Annotated in this window: 15 protein-coding genes; 5 read left to right on the top strand and 10 right to left on the bottom strand. The window is 73.4% G+C overall.

The window, feature by feature from the left end:
* Positions 1-117: 117 nt before the first annotated feature.
* Positions 118-1,029 carry an AraC family transcriptional regulator gene (locus AB0K51_RS22090; RefSeq protein ID WP_363458128.1) on the bottom strand — a complete coding sequence of 304 codons (912 nt, stop codon included), beginning with the start codon at positions 1,027-1,029 and terminating at the stop codon, positions 118-120.
* 93 nt (positions 1,030-1,122) lie between these two features.
* Here AB0K51_RS22090 and AB0K51_RS22085 point away from each other — a divergent pair, with 93 nt between their 5' ends.
* Positions 1,123-2,907, top strand: a complete 1,785-nt coding sequence (locus AB0K51_RS22085; RefSeq protein ID WP_363458116.1) for a beta-galactosidase — start codon at positions 1,123-1,125, stop codon at positions 2,905-2,907.
* Here AB0K51_RS22085 and thpR read toward each other — a convergent pair.
* From thpR to AB0K51_RS22065, 4 genes are all read right to left on the bottom strand, one after another.
* The gene (gene thpR / locus AB0K51_RS22080; RefSeq protein ID WP_363458113.1) at positions 2,904-3,491 is read right to left on the bottom strand and encodes an RNA 2',3'-cyclic phosphodiesterase; all 588 of its coding nucleotides are present in this window, start codon (positions 3,489-3,491) and stop codon (positions 2,904-2,906) included. The genes AB0K51_RS22085 and thpR overlap by 4 nt on opposite strands.
* 40 nt (positions 3,492-3,531) lie before the next feature.
* The gene (locus AB0K51_RS22075) at positions 3,532-4,848 is read right to left on the bottom strand and encodes an MFS transporter (protein ID WP_363458125.1); all 1,317 of its coding nucleotides are present in this window, start codon (positions 4,846-4,848) and stop codon (positions 3,532-3,534) included.
* A gap of 408 nt (positions 4,849-5,256) precedes the next feature.
* Entirely contained in the window at positions 5,257-5,691 is a 435-nt protein-coding gene (locus tag AB0K51_RS22070) for a MarR family transcriptional regulator (RefSeq protein ID WP_363458110.1), read from the bottom strand.
* A gap of 75 nt (positions 5,692-5,766) precedes the next feature.
* Positions 5,767-6,312, bottom strand: a complete 546-nt coding sequence (locus AB0K51_RS22065; protein WP_363458107.1) for a DUF1707 and FHA domain-containing protein — start codon at positions 6,310-6,312, stop codon at positions 5,767-5,769.
* A gap of 178 nt (positions 6,313-6,490) precedes the next feature.
* Between AB0K51_RS22065 and AB0K51_RS22060 the strand changes: the two genes are divergently transcribed.
* Complete coding sequence (locus tag AB0K51_RS22060) at positions 6,491-6,979, top strand: hypothetical protein (RefSeq protein WP_363458104.1); 489 nt, start codon at positions 6,491-6,493, stop codon at positions 6,977-6,979.
* A 50-nt stretch (positions 6,980-7,029) separates the two neighbouring features.
* On the opposite strand, the gene AB0K51_RS22055 is transcribed toward AB0K51_RS22060, so the two are convergent.
* Positions 7,030-7,206 carry an amino acid--tRNA ligase-related protein gene (locus AB0K51_RS22055; RefSeq protein ID WP_363458102.1) on the bottom strand — a complete coding sequence of 59 codons (177 nt, stop codon included), beginning with the start codon at positions 7,204-7,206 and terminating at the stop codon, positions 7,030-7,032.
* A gap of 389 nt (positions 7,207-7,595) precedes the next feature.
* Here AB0K51_RS22055 and AB0K51_RS22050 point away from each other — a divergent pair, with 389 nt between their 5' ends.
* The gene (locus tag AB0K51_RS22050; protein ID WP_363458099.1) at positions 7,596-9,221 is read left to right on the top strand and encodes a helix-turn-helix domain-containing protein; all 1,626 of its coding nucleotides are present in this window, start codon (positions 7,596-7,598) and stop codon (positions 9,219-9,221) included.
* A 332-nt stretch (positions 9,222-9,553) separates the two neighbouring features.
* Positions 9,554-10,870: a diaminopimelate decarboxylase gene (locus tag AB0K51_RS22045; protein ID WP_363458096.1), complete on the top strand. Its 1,317-nt coding sequence runs from the start codon at positions 9,554-9,556 to the stop codon at positions 10,868-10,870.
* A gap of 75 nt (positions 10,871-10,945) precedes the next feature.
* On the opposite strand, the gene AB0K51_RS22040 is transcribed toward AB0K51_RS22045, so the two are convergent.
* From AB0K51_RS22040 to AB0K51_RS22025, 4 genes are all read right to left on the bottom strand, one after another.
* A complete protein-coding gene (locus tag AB0K51_RS22040) occupies positions 10,946-12,103 on the bottom strand; it encodes a hypothetical protein (protein ID WP_363458094.1) in 1,158 nt (385 codons plus the stop codon).
* A complete protein-coding gene (locus AB0K51_RS22035) occupies positions 12,096-12,614 on the bottom strand; it encodes a DUF4365 domain-containing protein (protein WP_363458091.1) in 519 nt (172 codons plus the stop codon). The genes AB0K51_RS22040 and AB0K51_RS22035 overlap by 8 nt, the downstream gene beginning before the upstream one ends.
* Before the next feature lie 203 nt (positions 12,615-12,817).
* Positions 12,818-13,993 (bottom strand): CopD family protein, encoded by a 1,176-nt coding sequence (locus AB0K51_RS22030; protein WP_363458089.1) that lies wholly within the window; start codon positions 13,991-13,993, stop codon positions 12,818-12,820.
* 141 nt (positions 13,994-14,134) lie between these two features.
* Positions 14,135-15,598 carry an NCS2 family permease gene (locus AB0K51_RS22025; RefSeq protein ID WP_363458086.1) on the bottom strand — a complete coding sequence of 488 codons (1,464 nt, stop codon included), beginning with the start codon at positions 15,596-15,598 and terminating at the stop codon, positions 14,135-14,137.
* A 193-nt stretch (positions 15,599-15,791) separates the two neighbouring features.
* On the opposite strand from AB0K51_RS22025, the gene AB0K51_RS22020 reads away from it, so the two are divergent.
* Positions 15,792-16,070: a DUF2530 domain-containing protein gene (locus AB0K51_RS22020; protein ID WP_363458083.1), complete on the top strand. Its 279-nt coding sequence runs from the start codon at positions 15,792-15,794 to the stop codon at positions 16,068-16,070.
* Position 16,071: the final 1 nt, after the last annotated feature.

Genomic DNA, 16,071 nt, shown 5'->3' with positions numbered 1-16,071 from the left:
AGGGGCGGGGGCAAAGGTGTTCGCTCCTCCTACCGGGCCGCGGCCCGGGGTCAGCGCTGCTCCTCGGCGAGCTGGTGCTCGACGACGCAGTCGGGTCTTCGGGTCCACGCTTCGAGGTTAGTCGGTCGCACGGCGGGCCTCGGCACTGCCCCGCTCGGGGCCGTACAGCGAGGTCAGCTCCTCGGCGAGCTCGGCCGGGTCCACCGCGCGCAGCCGGCCGTCGCCGCGGTACTCGCGGGCCCGGAAGACGGTCGGGGCGACGCCGACCCGGCGGGTGAAGATCCGGGTGAAGTACGCGGGGTCCTGGTAGCCGACCCGGCGGGCGACCACCGCGACCGGCAGTTCGCTGGCGGCGAGCAGCTGCTTGGCCTCGTTCAGCCGGACGGTCAGCAGGTACTCCTTCGGGCTGGTCGCGCCCACCGTGCGCACCGCGCGGCGCAGCTCGGCGACGGTCATGCCGGCCCGCCGGGCGTGCTCGCCCACCGACATCGGCAGGCAGGCGTCCCGGCGCAGCACCTCCAGCACCGGCTCGCCCGCCGGGTCCAGGTCGGCGCGGTGCCGGTGCAGCTCGACCAGCAGCTCGTGCACCCCGGCGGCGGCCTCCACGCCCGTCAGCGGACCGCCGCGGCGGATCGCCCCGGCGATCCGGGCGAACACCCGCTGCGCGGACTCGGCGGCGTCCAGCGGCACCACCTCGACGTCCGGCAGCAGGCCCAGCTCCTGGTACCCGGCGGTGGCGCCGCCGGTGAAGTCGACGAAGGACTCCGACCAGCCGTCGGCGTCCGGCGCGTAGTGGTGCGGCACGCCCGGGCGCAGCCACAGGACCGCCGGCGCGACGACCGGCAGGCGCTGCCCGCCGGGCAGCGCGTACCAGCCGCGGCCGCTGCTCACCACCACCGCCACCCAGTGGTCCAGCACCCGTGGGCCGACCGTGGGCAGCCGGCCGCGCTGCATGCCGACGCCCAGGCAGGCCAGGCCGGTCCGCAGCTGCGCCGGACCGGGCGTGAGGTACTGCCACCAGCGCTCCATCGTCCTCCCGTCCTGCTCGTCCGTCACGACAATCCAACACGCCGCCGGACTTTGTCCATGGCTCTGGCCTGGGCCTTCTTGCACGCTAGGGGCATGCTCACCTACGACTCGACCGGCTTCCGCCTCGACGGCCGCCCGTTGCGCATCCTGTCCGGCGCGATGCACTACTTCCGCACCCGCCCGGAGCAGTGGCCCGCCCGGCTCGCCGCCCTGCGCGCGATGGGGCTGAACACGGTGGAGACGTACGTGCCGTGGAACCTGCACGAGCCCGCCCCCGGCCGGTTCGAGCGGCTCGACGAGCTCGGCGACTTCCTCGACGAGGCGCGCCGCCAGGGCCTGTGGACGATCGTCCGCCCCGGCCCGTACATCTGCGCCGAGTGGGACAACGGCGGCCTGCCCGGCTGGCTCACCGCCGAGGTCGGCCGCCGCGCCCGCACCTCGGACCCCGCCTACCTGGCCGCGGTCGACCGCTTCTTCGACGTGCTGCTGCCGCAGGTGGTCGAGCGCCAGTGGGGCCTCGAGGGCGGCACCGTCCTGATGGTCCAGGTGGAGAACGAGTACGGCTCCTTCGGCTCGGACGCCGACTACCTCGCCCACCTCGCCCGCGGCCTGCGCGGACGCGGCGTCACCGTGCCGCTGTTCACCTCCGACGGCCCCGAGGACCACATGCTCGCCGCGGGCGCCGTCCCCGGGGTGCTGGCCACCGTGAACTTCGGCTCCGAGCCGGAGGCCGCGTTCGAACTGCTGCGCCGCCACCGCCCCGAGGACCCGCCGTTCTGCATGGAGTTCTGGAACGGCTGGTTCGACCACTGGGCCAAGCCCCACCACACGCGCGACGCCGCCGACGCCGCTGACGCGCTGCGCCGCATCCTGGCCGCGGGCGGCTCGGTCAACCTCTACATGGCCCACGGCGGCACCAACTTCGGCACCACCGCCGGTGCCAACCACGCCGACCCGCCGTTCAACTCCACCGACTGGACGCACTCGCCCTTCCAGCCGGTCACCACCTCCTACGACTACGACGCGGCCCTGGACGAACGCGGCCTGCCCACCGCCAAGTTCGACGCCTTCCGGGAGGTGATCGCCGCCTTCGCCGAGGAGCACCCCGGGCTGGTCCGGTACCTGGACGACCGGGTCGCTCAACTCCCGCCCGCCGCACCGGTGGTGACGGCCCGTTCGGTTCCGCTGGACGAGTTCGCCGCGCTGCCGTTCGGGCCGGCGGTGGCCTCGCCGGTGCCGCCGCTCTTCGAGGAGCTGGGGCTGGAGCACGGACTGGTCCGCTACACCGTGACGGTGCCCGCGCTCAGCGCCGAACTGCCGCTCACCGTCGAGGGGTTGCGCGACCGGGCCGGCCTGCGGGTGGACGGCAAGCGGGTCGCCGAACTGGAGCGCGGCGTGCCCGCCGAGCCGGTCGCGGTCTCCGGCGGGGCGCAGCTCCAGCTCCTGGTGGAGTCGCTCGGCCGGGTCAACTACGGCCCGCAGGTCGGCGAGACCAAGGGCCTCACCGGCGTCCGCCACGAACGCCAGTACCTGCACGGCTGGCAGGCCGAACCCCTCGCCCTCGACCCGCTCCCCGCCGCCGCGTACGCCCCCGGCGAGCCCGGCCCCGAGCTCCTCGCCCGCGGCACCTTCGACCTCGAGACCACCGGCGACACCTTCCTCGCCGTCCCCGAGGGCGCCCACGGCTACCTGTGGATCAACGGCTTCCTGCTCGGCCGCTACGACCTCCGCGGCCCGCAGACCACCCTCTACTGCCCCCAGCCCCTCCTCCGCGAGGGCACCAACACCCTCACCCTGCTGGAACTCGGCGACGCCACCCCGTCCCGGGTGGAACTCCGCGAGGCCCCCGAGCTGGGCCACCAGAGCTCGCCCCGCTAGGGTCGCGCTCCCCAGTCCGCCAGCGGCCACTCCCCCACCGTGGTGTAGCGGGCGGGGCCGTAGCCGAGTTCGCTGCGCATCAGTTCGAGCCGGCCGGCCTGCCACTCGGTGCCGCGGAAGCCGTCCATCACCGCGGCCATCGCGTGCAGCTCGCCCACGGCCGCGCGCTGTTCGGCCCGGCGGCGCCCGCGGGTGGAGCCGGCCCGGGCGAGGGTGAGGTGCGGGTGGAAGCCGTGGGTGTCGTCCGTGACGTCGAGGGCTTCCCGCACCTGCTCCGCCAGCCGTCGCAGGGCCCACACCTCGCCGTCGACGCCCGACCAGAGCACCCGGTCGCCGAAGGTCCCGCCGCCCGCGAGCCGCAGGCGGTGGGCGCCGCACTCCCCGGCCACCCGCGCCAACCCGGTCTCCAGTCGCGGGACGTCGGACGCCGGCACCTCACCCAGGAAGGCCAGGGTGAGGTGCCAGCCGGCCGGCTCGCTCCAGTGCAGCCGGTCCGCGCCCGGCATGGACCGCAGCGGGGCGGCGGCGTCGGCGAGTTCCTGCAGGGCCGGGACCGGCGGGTTGACCGCGACGAAGAGCCTCATCCCGCCATCCTGCCGCAGCGCGTCCGGTCCCGACGGATCATCAGCAGGCGGGCGCCAGCTCGTCCTTGGACACCACCGTGAACACCCGTCCGCGGCGCCGCACCGGGTGCAGGTCGAAGCGCACCCGCAGCCCGCCGAGCCGTCCCAGCACCAGTGCCACCACCGCGGCCGCGGCGGCCGAGACCAGTCCGCAGGCGAGCAGGCCGAGCCGCGGGCCGTACTGGGCGGTGACCCAGCCGACCAGCGGGGCGCCGATCGGGGTGCCGCCGGTGAAGACCAGGACCAGCAGGCCCATCACCCGGCCGCGCATCTCCGGGTCGGTGCCGAGCTGCAGCGCCGAGTTGACCGAGGTGTTGAAGGTCAGTCCGAACACGCCGATCAGGGTCAGCAGCAGCGCGAAGCTCCAGTAGCCGGGGGCGAACGCGGCCAGCACCTCCAGCGCGCCGAAGGCGAACGCGGCGGCCACCAGGCGCCGCAGCCGGGGCGCGCCGCGGCGGGCGGCGAGCAGCGCGCCGGTCAGCGAGCCGACCGCCATCGCGGTGTTGAGCAGGCCGTACTCGCCGGCCCCGACGTGGAAGGTGTCGCGGGCGAAGCCGGAGAGCAGGGTCGGGAAGTTGAAGCCGAAGGTGCCGATGAAGCCGGCCAGCACCATCGGCCAGAGCAGTTCGGGGCGTTCCCGCACGTAGCGCAGGCCCTCCCGGAGTTGTCCGCGTTCGCGGGCGATCCGCTCGACGGGGCGCAGTTCGCTGGTGCGCATGGCGAGCAGGCCGCCGATGACCGCGGCGAAGGAGAGTGCGTTGACGGCGAACGCCCAGCCGCTGCCGACCGCGGCGATCAGCGCGCCGGCGACGGCGGGTCCGACCAGGCGGGCGGTCTGGAAGTTCGCGGCGTTCAGGCTGACCGCGTTGGCGAGGTCCTTGGCGGGCACCATCTCGCTGACGAAGGCCTGCCGGGTCGGGTTGTCGACCACCGTGACCAGGCCGAGCAACAGCGCGAACAGGTAGACCGCGACGGGCGTGACGAGGCCGGTGACGGTCAGGACGGCGAGGCCCGCGGCGAGCAGGCCCATCGCGCCCTGGGTGGCGATCAGCAGGCGCCGCTTGGGCAGCCGGTCGGCGAGGACGCCGCCCCACAGGCCGAACAGCAGCATCGGCAGGAACTGCATGGCGGTGGTGATGCCGACCGCGAACGGGCTGCCGGTGAGGCTGAGCACCAGCCAGTCCTGGGCGATGCGCTGCATCCAGGTGCCGGTGTTGGAGACGACCTGGCCGGCGAAGTAGTACCGGTAGTTGCGGATGCGCAGGGACGAGAACATCCCTCCCGGGCGGGTGAACCGGCCCGGCGGAGCGGCGGGGATCTCCGCCGCGGTGCGTTCCTCGGGGTCGTCGTCGCCGCTGCCGGGCAGCTCCACGGGGGTGGGTGCCTCGGTCCGGGCGGCGGGTGCGCCGGTCGGCGCGGTGTCGGTGGCGGCCGGCTCGTCGGTGAGCGGCTCGTCGACGCGGTACCCGGCGGGCCGGGTGGAGAGGCGTCGGGGGTCGGTGCGGAGGTCGGTGCGGATCGTCGCGGTACGGATGGCGGCGGCTCGGGTGGCCGGCGGTGTCACGGTGTGTTCTCCCCTCGACACGCCGCGGCCGGATGTGCCGGCCGCGGCGTGGTCTGTGCGCTGGTGGGTTCCTGCGGTGATGCGGTTCTCCTTCGTTCGCCCGGGAGGCTCGGATGCGTGGACCTGCGGATGCGTGGACGTGCGGATCGGGGACGGCGTGGACTACAGGTGGGCCAGCTTGTAGAGCACCGGCGCGGCCTGCTTCAGCCGCTGCCACTCCTCCTCGTCGAGGCCCTCGGCGAGCTCCGCCAGCCAGGCGTTGCGCCGTCGGCGGGACTCGTTGAGGATCTCCTCGGCCTGCTCGGTACTGCTGACCACCACCTGCCGGCGGTCCTCCGGGTGCGGCTCGCGCCGCACCAGGCCCTTCTCCTCCAGCATCGCGATGATCCTGGTCATCGACGGCGGCTGGACGTGCTCCTTGCGGGCCAGCTCGCCGGGTGTCGCCTTGCCGCAGCGGGCAAGCGTGCCGAGCACCCCCATCTCGGTGGGGCTCAGCGACTCCTCGACCCGCTGGTGTCGCAACCGTCGGGCCAGGCGCATCGTGGACGACCGCAGCTGGCTGACCGCCACCAGGTCGTCCTCGGACATCTCGGGCATGTCCTTAGCTTATGTCATTACTCTCGCTAAGGAAAATTGATTTCGATCACGCCCGGACCCGTGCCGCGCCGGAGGTCAGTCCGCGGTGAGCTGGAAGCCGAGCCGGCCGAACCGCAGCCGGTCGCCGGGGCGGACCACGATGCCGCCCGCCAGCCGGTGCTCGTTCACGTAGGTGCCGTTGCTGGAGCCCAGGTCGTACAGCACCCACTCGCCGGCCTCGAAGCGCAGCTCGGCGTGGCAGCGGGAGACCGTGCCGTCGCCGAGGCGCAGGTCGCTGCCGGTCATCCGGCCGATCCGCAGCCGGCCCGCCGCCGGGTCGGGCAGCCGCAGCCGGGTGAGCTGCTCGGCCTCCCAGGTCTGGCGCAGGCGGACGTTGAGCGCGGACACCCGGGCGACGGTGCGCAGCAGCAGCCGGGAGAGCGGGCCGTGGGTGCGCAGGTCGGCGACGACGTCGGCGAGTTCGGCGCTGCTGCGGGCGGTGAGCACCAGTTCCATCCGGTGCAGGAAGGTCTCGTGGGAGAGCGCGCCGCTGCCGACGCCGTCCCGGAGCAGCTCCAGCGCGCTGTCCCGCTCGGCCTGCGAGGGACGGGCGAGCCGGGTGCTGAACTCCTGAGCGCTCATGACGTGATTGTCGGCCGGGCGGCGGGGCACTGTCCAGGGACGCCGCGACGGCGGTCCACCCGTCCGGCCTGCGGCAGGACCCGGCCGATTTCGGCGAATCCCTGTCAACTCCGGTACCGGGCCGGGTCGGGATGGCAGGATCCGAGGAGTAACCGCGGCCGCCAGGGGGAGTGACGCCATGACCGTGATCGCCGTGACCGGACACCTCGACCTCACCTCGACCACCGCCTGCGCGGTCCGCTGCGCCCTCGCCGCGTTGCTCGCCCCTTACCCGGCCGCCGAGTTGACCGGCGTGTCCTGCCTCGCCCCCGGCGCCGACTCGGTCTTCGCCGACGCCGTCCTCGACCTCGGCGGGCGGCTGGTCGCCGTCCTGCCGGGCACCGACTACCCCGACCCGCAGGCCGACGCCGCCGAACGCGCCGAGTTCGCCCGCCTGCGGACCGCCGCCCACCAGGTCGTGGTACTCCCCGCCGAACAGCTGGACTCCGCCGCGTACGTCGCCGCCAATGACGAACTGCTGCGCCTCGCCGACGAGTTGGTCGCCGTCTGGGACGGCCGGCCGGGCAACGGCCCGGGCGGGACGGCGGACATGGTCGCCGCCGCCCGGGCCGCGGGCGTGCCGGTCCGCCTGGTCTGGCCGCCCGGCGCCGCCCGCACCCCGCACTGACGCACCGCCGGCCGACCTGAGGCTGACGCGCCGTCAGTCCCCGAGCCCGCTCACGGCTCCAGGCGGTTCGGGCCGCGGAACAGGAACACCGCCTCCCGCAGCGAGGGCAGCCCGAGCGCCAGCATCAGCAGCCGCCCCAGCCCGAGCCCGAACCCGCCGTGCGGCGGCATCCCGTACCGGAAGCAGTCCAGGTACCCGGCGAGCGGGCCGTCCGCCCGGGTGTCCATTGCTCGGGGCCGGTCTCCGGGGCGATCGGCAGTCTCGGCTCGGCCCGCGACGCCACCGCCACCCGCTCCGGGATGATCTCCACCGCACCGAGCTTCACCACCGGGTTGGCCACCACCGCGCCGGTGACCTCGACCGCCGACTCCACCGTCAGCCCCTGCAGCGCCGCCCCCGCGCCGGTGCGTCACCTGCACCATCCCGGCGTGGTCCCGCACCACCACGAACTGCACCTTGCTCTGCAGCCGCAGCGTGTTCACCCACCCCTTGACGGTCACCGTCTCGCCCGCGGCCCTCGCCACCTCCGGTTTTCCCGCGCCGCGGCCGCCGCGGCACTAGGCTCGACCGAAGCGGCCGGGTGACGAGCCGTCAGGGATCCGGGGGTGGACTTCCGTTGGTCGAGTCGGTCGAGAACGGGTGGGAACGGGCGGCGCCGGAGCAGACCCTGGACGGGGTGCTGACCCTGGTGGGGCCGCTGGTCGAGGTGGGGGCGGTGCCGCGGCCGGGGGTGGCGGTGGAGCGGCTGGCGGTGTTCGACCCGCTGGATCCGCAGGCGCGGCCCGGCACGCTGCTGGTGGCGGTCGGCGTCGACCCGGGGGCGACGGCCGCCGTCGCGCTGGTCCGCGCGGCCGGCCGGGACGGCGTGGCGGCGGTGGTGCTCCGCGAGGAGCCGGACGGCGCGCGCAGGGCGGCGCTGTCCGCGGCGGCGATCGAGGCGGGCACGGCCCTGCTGTTCCGGACCAGCTGGGCCGACTGGGGCCGGGTGATCGGCACCCTGCAGGCGGGCCTCGCCGCGGCGGGCGGACCCGGCCACGCCAACGTGCCGCTGGGCGACCTCGACCGGCTGGCCCGGGTGATCGCGTTGCAGGTCGGCGGCGCGGTGACGATCGAGGACATGGACTCCCGGGTGCTCGCCCACTACTCCAGCAGCCCGGAGCTGGACCCGATCCGGCTGGAGACCGTCACCACCGGCGAGGTGCCGGCGTCCCGGCAGAAGGCGATGAAGGAGGCCGGGTTCTTCACCGCCATCTGGACCTCCCGTGACGTGCTGCGCCGCCGCGCCCACGGCGACGTCCCCGAGCGGCTGGTGGTGGGCGTCCGGGCCGGCGACAAGCCGCTGGGCACCATCTGGGTGGCCGCCACCGGGCAGGCCCCGCTGCCGTCGACCGCGGAGGACGCCCTGCGCGCCGCCGCCCGGACGGCCGCCCCGCACCTGCTCCACCACGACTCGCGCACCACCGGCCGGGACGAGCAACTGCTCGCGGCGGCCCGCGCGTTGCTGGACGGCCACGGGTCCGCCGCGGCCCTGGCCGAGCGCAGCGGCCTGTCGGCGGCCGGCCGCTGCGCGGTGCTCTCGCTGGGCGCGGCCCCCGGCGGGACGGACGGCCCGGCGCGCACCAGGCTGGAGAGCCGTACGCACCGGAACTGCGCGGAGGCGGGACACGTCCCGATCGTGGTGCCGTCCGAACGGGGGATCCTCGTCCTGCTGGGCAACCTGGCGGAGAATCAGGCCCGGGCCGAACACCAGGTGGCGGTGGTCGGGAGCCTGCTGGCCCGCCGGCTCTCCGACGAACTGGGCACCCGGATCCGGGTCGGCCTGGGCGCGGTCGAGGCCCGCCTGGAGGACGCGCCGGCCTCCGCCCGCACCGCCGAACTGGCCCTCGGCGGACTGCTGTTCGGCAACTCGACGGCGGACTGCGCGCGCCTCGACGAGGTCGCCGACGCGGTCGCCCTCGGCCGGCTGCTGGCCGCGCTGCAGACCGTCCGGCTCCCGGTGGACACCCCGGTGGCGCGGCTGGTCGCACACGCCGAGCCGAAGGGCGAGCGCGTCCTGCTGGACACCCTGCGCGCCTACCTCGACCACTCGCGCGAGCAGGGCCGGGCCGCGGACGCGCTGGGTGTCGCCCGCAGCACGTTCACCCACCGCCTGCAGAAGGCCCTGAAGATCTCCGGCCTCGACCCGGACGACCCCGACGCCCGGCTGCTGGCCCAGCTCCAACTCCGCCTGCGCGACGGCTGACTCCGCCATCGCGCACCACCACGCCGCGCGCACCGACACAGGCCGGATTCGTCGCCGGGCACCGCGACCGGCCGCGTTCCTCGTCGGACCGCACGACCCGGGGCGCGACGGCGGGCCGGCGCCGCCGCCGGGCTCCGCCCCGTCCCGCCCGGGCCGCCCTGACGCGCCGTCATGTCACCGCCCGGTCCGGTCCGGCGTACGGCCGGGCGGCGGGATGTCGGCGAACCCGGGCCGTGGGACGAAGACCCGGGACCCGGCCCGCAGGCAGTCTGGACTCACGCCGGGCGACGGTCCCGGTCCTCCCGAGCCGACCCCGAGCGGAGCGTGCCACCATGACCGGTCCCCGCCCCACCGCCCTGCCGAGCCCCGAACGGCGCGAGCTGATCCTGCGCGCCGCCGTCCGCGAGGGCCTGCTGCACCCCGAGGACGCGCCGCTGGCCGCCTTCCTCGACCTGGACTCCGTCGAGCAGACCGTCGCCGACCTGCGGGGCGCCTTCCCGCCCGAGGTCGAGGTGCTGCACGCCTTCGCCGCCAAGGCCAACCCGCTGGTGCCCGTGCTGGCGCGCCTGCGCGAACTCGGGATGGGCTGCGAGGTGGCCAGCCCCGGCGAGTTCGCGCAGGCGCTGGCCGCCGGGTTCGACCCGGAGCGGATGGTGCTGGACTCGCCCGCCAAGACCCGCCGGGAACTCGCCGCGGCGCTCGACCTCGGCGTCGCCGTCAACATCGACAACTGGCAGGAACTCGAACGGGTGGACGCGCTCATGCGCGGCCGGCAGACCCGGTCGCGGATCGGCGTCCGGGTCAACCCGCAGGTCGGCGGCGGCACGATCGGCGCGATGAGCACCGCCACCGCCACCTCCAAGTTCGGCATCCCGCTCACCGACCCGGGCAACGCCGCCCGCCTGGTCGAGGCCTTCCGCGCCCGCCCCTGGCTGACCTGGGTCCACTGCCACGTCGGCTCCCAGGGCTGCCCGCTGGAGCTGATGGCCGCGGGCGTCGGCGCGGCCGTCTCCTTCGCCGAGAAGGTCAACGGCGAACTGGGCCGCCGCCAGGTGGTCGGCATCGACATCGGCGGCGGACTGCCCGTCAACTTCGCCGACGACCGCACCGCCCCGGGGTTCGCCGACTACGTCGACCAGCTCGCCCAGCACGCGCCCGCACTCCTGGGCGGGGACTTCCGGGTGATCACCGAGTTCGGCCGCTCCGTCCTGGCCAAGGCGGGATTCACCGCCGCCCACGTCGAGTACACCAAGCAGGTCGGCGGCCGCGACATCGCCGTCACCCACGCCGGCGCGCAGGTCGCCACCCGCACCGTCTTCATGCCCGACAGCTGGCCCCTGCGGATCACCGCCCACCACCCCTCCGGCGCCCCGAAGACCGGCGCCCCCGTCCCCCAGGACGTCGCCGGCCCCTGCTGCTTCGCCGGCGACCTCCTCGCCCGCGCCCGCCCCCTCCCCCTCCTCGAACCCGGCGACCTGGTCTGCCTGCTCGACACCGGCGCCTACTACGCCACCAACCACTTCGCCTACAACTCCCTCCCCGAGCCGGCCATCCACGCCGCCACCCTCACCCCCACCGGCACCGTCCACTTCACCCCCCTCCGCCCCGCCCAGACCATCCCCGACCTCCTCCCCCACACCACCGGCTGAGCCAGCCACCCGACCGGCCCCTTCCATGCCGTACGAAAGGGGCCTGAAGCCTGGCACCGGAGGGCCCGGGACGGATCAGTCCGGGACGACGTAGAAGTCGGCCGGCTGTTGAAGCAGATAGCGGGTCCCCCGCCGGACGAGTGTCCCGGTCACCGAAACCGTTGCTCCGCGATCGTGCGCTTGGGTGGCGATCCCGTAGCTCTCCTCGGGAAGTTCGAACCACACTCGCCGAAGCCGGTCGTTCAGGTCACCTTCCACGATTCCCGCGATGCTCACCTCGCCCGGCCCCGCGAAGCCCTCCCGGTGGAGCCGCACCACCGCTCCGACCACGCGGACGTCTTCAGTCGGCGTCTGCGCTCGCAACTCCCGGGCGGCTTCGCGTAGAACCGCGACGTGGTTGGAAGTGATCACCACTGGCCTGGTCGGCTCCATCGGTCGAGACAGCGCCCAGGAGAACTCGATGTCGGTGGGCTCCGGACTCCCGCCCGAAAATCCTGCCAGCGCCTCGCACAGGTTTGCGTTCACCCCGTGACCGACGCGGCCCGTGAACGACTCCATCCCGCGCCCCAGGCTGATCACCTCATCGGCGGCGGCCACCGCCTGCACCGTGGAGTCATGGAGGGAGAGCGAGACACGACGCTGGAACGGCTGCTCAGTCTCAGAGATCCCGCCCGCCGTCGCGTCGAGGCCGGCCTGGCCGATCAACGGCGGAATGGGGATGTAGACCGTGAGCACATAGCTGCCCTCAAGCGTCGGCCCCAATCTGACCGAGCGCATGAAGTCCGTGACCTGCGTCGGTTTCCGCGCAGGCTGCACGAGCCGCTGCCGATCGATGCCGGCCGAGACGGCACTGACCAGGACCCACTGATGCAGGCTCTCGAAGGCCCTCACCCCGTCTTCGATGGGCATGGTCCCCGGTTCCCCGGTCGGACGGGTTCGTACGTACTGGACGTCGGCGTCGGCACGGGCGATCTCGACGACAATCTGCGCAGTGCCCCGGTCCTCAGCGGTCGACAGGGTCTCCAGCATGCCCTGCACATAGGCGTCGTATCCCCGCATTCGCGGGCTCTTCGGAATGAAGACCTCGAACCCGTCGGCGTCCGACACCCAGAGCGTCCCGCCCGGCTCGGAAGATGGACGCCAGCCGCGCGAGGCGAGATACAGCGAGATGCGCCGGGGGTCGGACGCCTGGGACGTGCTGAACTCCCCGAATCCCGTGATCATCTCACTCACCGCCATTCGACAGAGATCCCACCACGAGCCCGGTGAGCGACTCCATGGTCAGCAGGTTGGCCACGGGCACGTGCACCGACTTGCTCGCTTGCCTGTCCGGGTCGATCGGCTCTTCCGCCATCATGTCGAGCCAGTAGACGGCGTGCCGGAACCGAAGGAACTCGGCAGATGATTCCACATACTCAGTCTTCTCGGCCGGAACGTGCACCAGGAAGAGGTACCGCCTACTCGGAAGGTCGTCGCCGACCACACCGATCAGATCGTTGTAGTTCTTGACCGGGATCGAGTACGAGAAGCACCCGTCGACATAGACGGGATTGCTGCAGGACTTGATCTGCGCCTCGATCAGTGGGTATCGCATCGTCCCGGCCCTGCCGGGAAAACCGATCTGGATATCCACTCCGTCGACGTCCAGCACTCGTCTGCCCGGATTCAGACCGGCCGCACAGGCCAGGGCCCAGACCACACCCTCCGCGAAATGGCCCTGCCACACCTCGCTGTTGAGCGTCACCCCGTCGCTCCCGAAGCTCCGTGACCCGACACCTGAGCACCACCCGTCCAAGCCCGGTTTCGTGCCCCGATCCTGCACCACGCGGACGAGGTCCGGTGGCCGATTGCCCTACGTTCACCCCCCTCGGCTCGCGCGCGAACAGCGCGACGGCCCTCCCTCGGTCCGGGGAAGGGCCGTTGGACGACCTGGAAGCAACGCTGCCGTCAGGTCGCGGCGGCAGTGGCGGCAGGGCGGCGGGACAGGGCGTCGGAGACCTTGGCGGTGGCGTACAGGGAGACCGCGAGGGCGGTCACCAGGGTGGCGCCGGCGGCGAAGACGCTGCCGTCGGAGACCGCCTTCGCGCTGCCCGCCTCGGTGCGGGCGGACCCGGCGAGGAACGGCAGGACCACCAGCACCGCGACGCCGAGGACGACCTCGCCCCAGACCACCTTCGGGAAGTGGCGCAGCGTCAGGTGGAGCAGCGAGGCGGAGTCGTCGGCCCGGCGGGCCTGCTCGATCCGCGGCATCAGCCAGAACTGGTTGAAGGCGCCGGCCGCGACCAGGCCCAGGACCAGCAGGATCTTGACCAGCAGGGCGATGCCGTAGCCGGTGGTCCACAGCTGGGAGACGGCGCCGACGTGCTTCCAGCCGAGCCACAGGCCGGAGACGGTGACCGCGCCGACGCACACCATGGCGACCAGGCTGAAGCGGCGCCAGATGTCGGCCCACACCAGGCCGGCGCCCGCGCCGAGGCGGCTGCGGGTGCCCGCGAGGGCGACCAGCAGGGCCAGGCCGCCGAGCCACACGGTGCCGGAGACGATGTGGGTCTGGTCGAACACCGGGTCGAGCCAGCGGTCGAGCTCGGTGGGAACGGTGGCCGGTGTGCCGGCGATCAGGGTGACCGCGAGGGCGGCGGGCAGCGCCGCGAGGGCGAGGCGGTCGAGGTGGCGGCGCACCGCCGGGACGAACAGCGCGATCAGGGCGACGGCGGTGGCGACCAGCACGACGTTCTGCAGCAGGTAGAGCGTGCCCTGCGCGATCCAGGCGCCCTTGGCCGCCGGGGCGTCGAGGAAGTCCGCGATCCGGCCGGGGGCCATGGCGTCGCCGAAGGGCATCCCTTTCCCGGCCCGGGCGACGCGCGCCACCAGCTGGAAGTACCCGGTGACCAGCAGGACGACGCCCGCCCAGGCCAGGTAGCCCGCCGACCGCCTGCGCAGCGCGGCGGCGTCCTCGGCGGTGGTGCTCTCGGCCCTGAGGGCCGGGCGCACCGCGGCGGCGTAGGTGACGGTGCTGCCGATGGCGCCGCTCAGGCCGACGAAGTAGCCGGTCTTGGTGAGGACCCGCCAGATTTCGGGCGTGGTGTATCCGGCCGTCTTCGCGGCCAGCAGCAGATGACTCATAAGGTTAGCCTAGCCTCAGTAAGGCTACCCTGTCCTTACCTGTGCTTTACCTCTCATGACCGACCGTCAGGCAGCAAGCACGACGGCGGCCCCGCACTCGTCCAGGAGTGCGGGGCCGCCGTCGTGGCCGTACGGCTCGGGTCAGAGCAGGCCGAGGGCCGGCATCAGGTAGTAGAAGGCGAAGACCGCGGCGACCGCGTAGAGCGCGATCGGGACGGTGCGGGCGCGGCCGGCGACGATGCGCAGGAGGCAGAAGGAGATGAAGCCGAAGCCGATGCCGTTGGTGATGGAGTAGGTGAACGGCATCATCACGATGGTGAGGAAGGCCGGCATCGCGATGGTGTAGTCGGCCCAGTCGATCTCCTTGATGGAGTTCGCCAGGATCAGGAAACCGACGGTGACCAGGGCGGGGGTGGCGGCCTGGGCGGGGACCATGGTCGCCAGCGGGGTGAGGAAGAGGGCGACCAGGAACAGCGCGCCGGTGACGATCGAGGCGAAGCCGGTGCGGGCACCCTCGCCGACGCCCGCGGTCGACTCGACGAAGCAGGTGTTGGCGGACGAGGAGGTCGCGCCGCCCGCCGCGGTGGCGATGCCGTCGACCATCAGGATCCGGTTGATGCCGGGCAGGTCGCCCTTCTCGTCGAGCAGGTGGGCCTCGTCGGCGACGCCGAGGATGGTGCCCATCGCGTCGAAGAAGCAGCTCATCAGCACGGTGAAGACGAACAGGATGCCGGTCAGCATCCCGACCTTGCCGAACCCGCCGAACAGGCTGACCTGACCGACCAGCCCGAAGTCGGGGGCGGCGACCGGGTTGCCGGGCCAGGCCGGGACGGTGAGGCCCCAGGCCTCGCCGGAGAGGCCGGCGAGCTGCTGGATCAGGACGGCGATGCCGGTCATCACGGCGATCGAGATCAGGATCGCGCCGGGCACCTTGCGGATCACCAGGGCCATCGTGAGCAGCAGGCCGAGGATGAAGACCAGGACCGGCCAGCCGTGCAGGTGCCCGCCGGTGCCGAGCTGGAGCGGCACGGTGGTGTGGGCGGCGTCCGGGACGCGGGTGACGAACCCTGAGTCGACCAGGCCGACCAGCGCGATGAACAGGCCGATGCCGATCGCGATGGCCTTGCGCAGGCCGAGCGGCACCGCGTTCATGACGCGCTCGCGCAGCCCGGTGGCGACCAGCAGCATGATCGCGAAGCCGGCCAGCACGACCATGCCCATGGCGTCGGGCCAGGTCATCTTGGGTGCGAGCTGCAGCGCCACGATGGTGTTGACGCCGAGACCGGCCGCGAGGCCGATCGGGACGTTGCCGATGACGCCCATCAGCAGCGTGGTCAGACCGGCGGTGAGCGCGGTGGCCGTGACCAGCTGGGCGCTGCTCAGGTGTGTGCCGTGCATGTCGGTCGCGGACGCGAGGATGATCGGATTCAGCACCAGGATGTAGGCCATGGTGAAGAACGTGGCGACACCGCCACGGATCTCCCGGGGCAGCGTGGAGCTGCGCTCGGAGATCCTGAAGAAACGATCCAGCGCGCCGGACGGGGGCTGCGGCGAGGTCTGGGAGGGCTCGGGCGACGCGGCGGTCGACTGGGCCTGCGGAGACATTCGGGGGCCTCGATCGGGGTGAGCACAGAGGGAGTGGGGGAGTTTCAGTATGGCGATCCCGATCGTGCACGCGCCATCTTCGCGCGTAGAGCAAGCCCCTTACGGCGAGCCCGCCCCGCTCATGCCCCACGCGGCCCGGGCAACCGCCGAAGCCTCTGCCGGGCCGCCCGCCCCGCCCCGTACGCTAGGGCGCATGCCCAAGACCGCGCTGCGCCCCGCTCCCCCGCCGCTCGAGGCGAACGACGTCGCCATCGTCGGCACCGGCACGGTGCTGTGGTTCGTCGGCTTCGTGGCGCTGCTGCCGTTCCAGGGCTGGCTGTCCGACCACGGGCACGGCACCTGGCCGTGGATCTGCCTCTCCGGCGGCCTGCTCGGACTGATCGGCCTCAAGTACTGCGTCGCCCGCCGGGACGCGATCCGCCGGGCCCGCGCCGCCGAGGCCGCGGCCGGGGCCGCCGCCGAACAGGGCTGAT

It is taken from the genome of Kitasatospora sp. NPDC049285 (assembly GCF_040678815.1).
GTDB lineage: Bacteria > Actinomycetota > Actinomycetes > Streptomycetales > Streptomycetaceae > Kitasatospora.
This window is presented reverse-complemented; position numbering and strand designations above follow the sequence as displayed.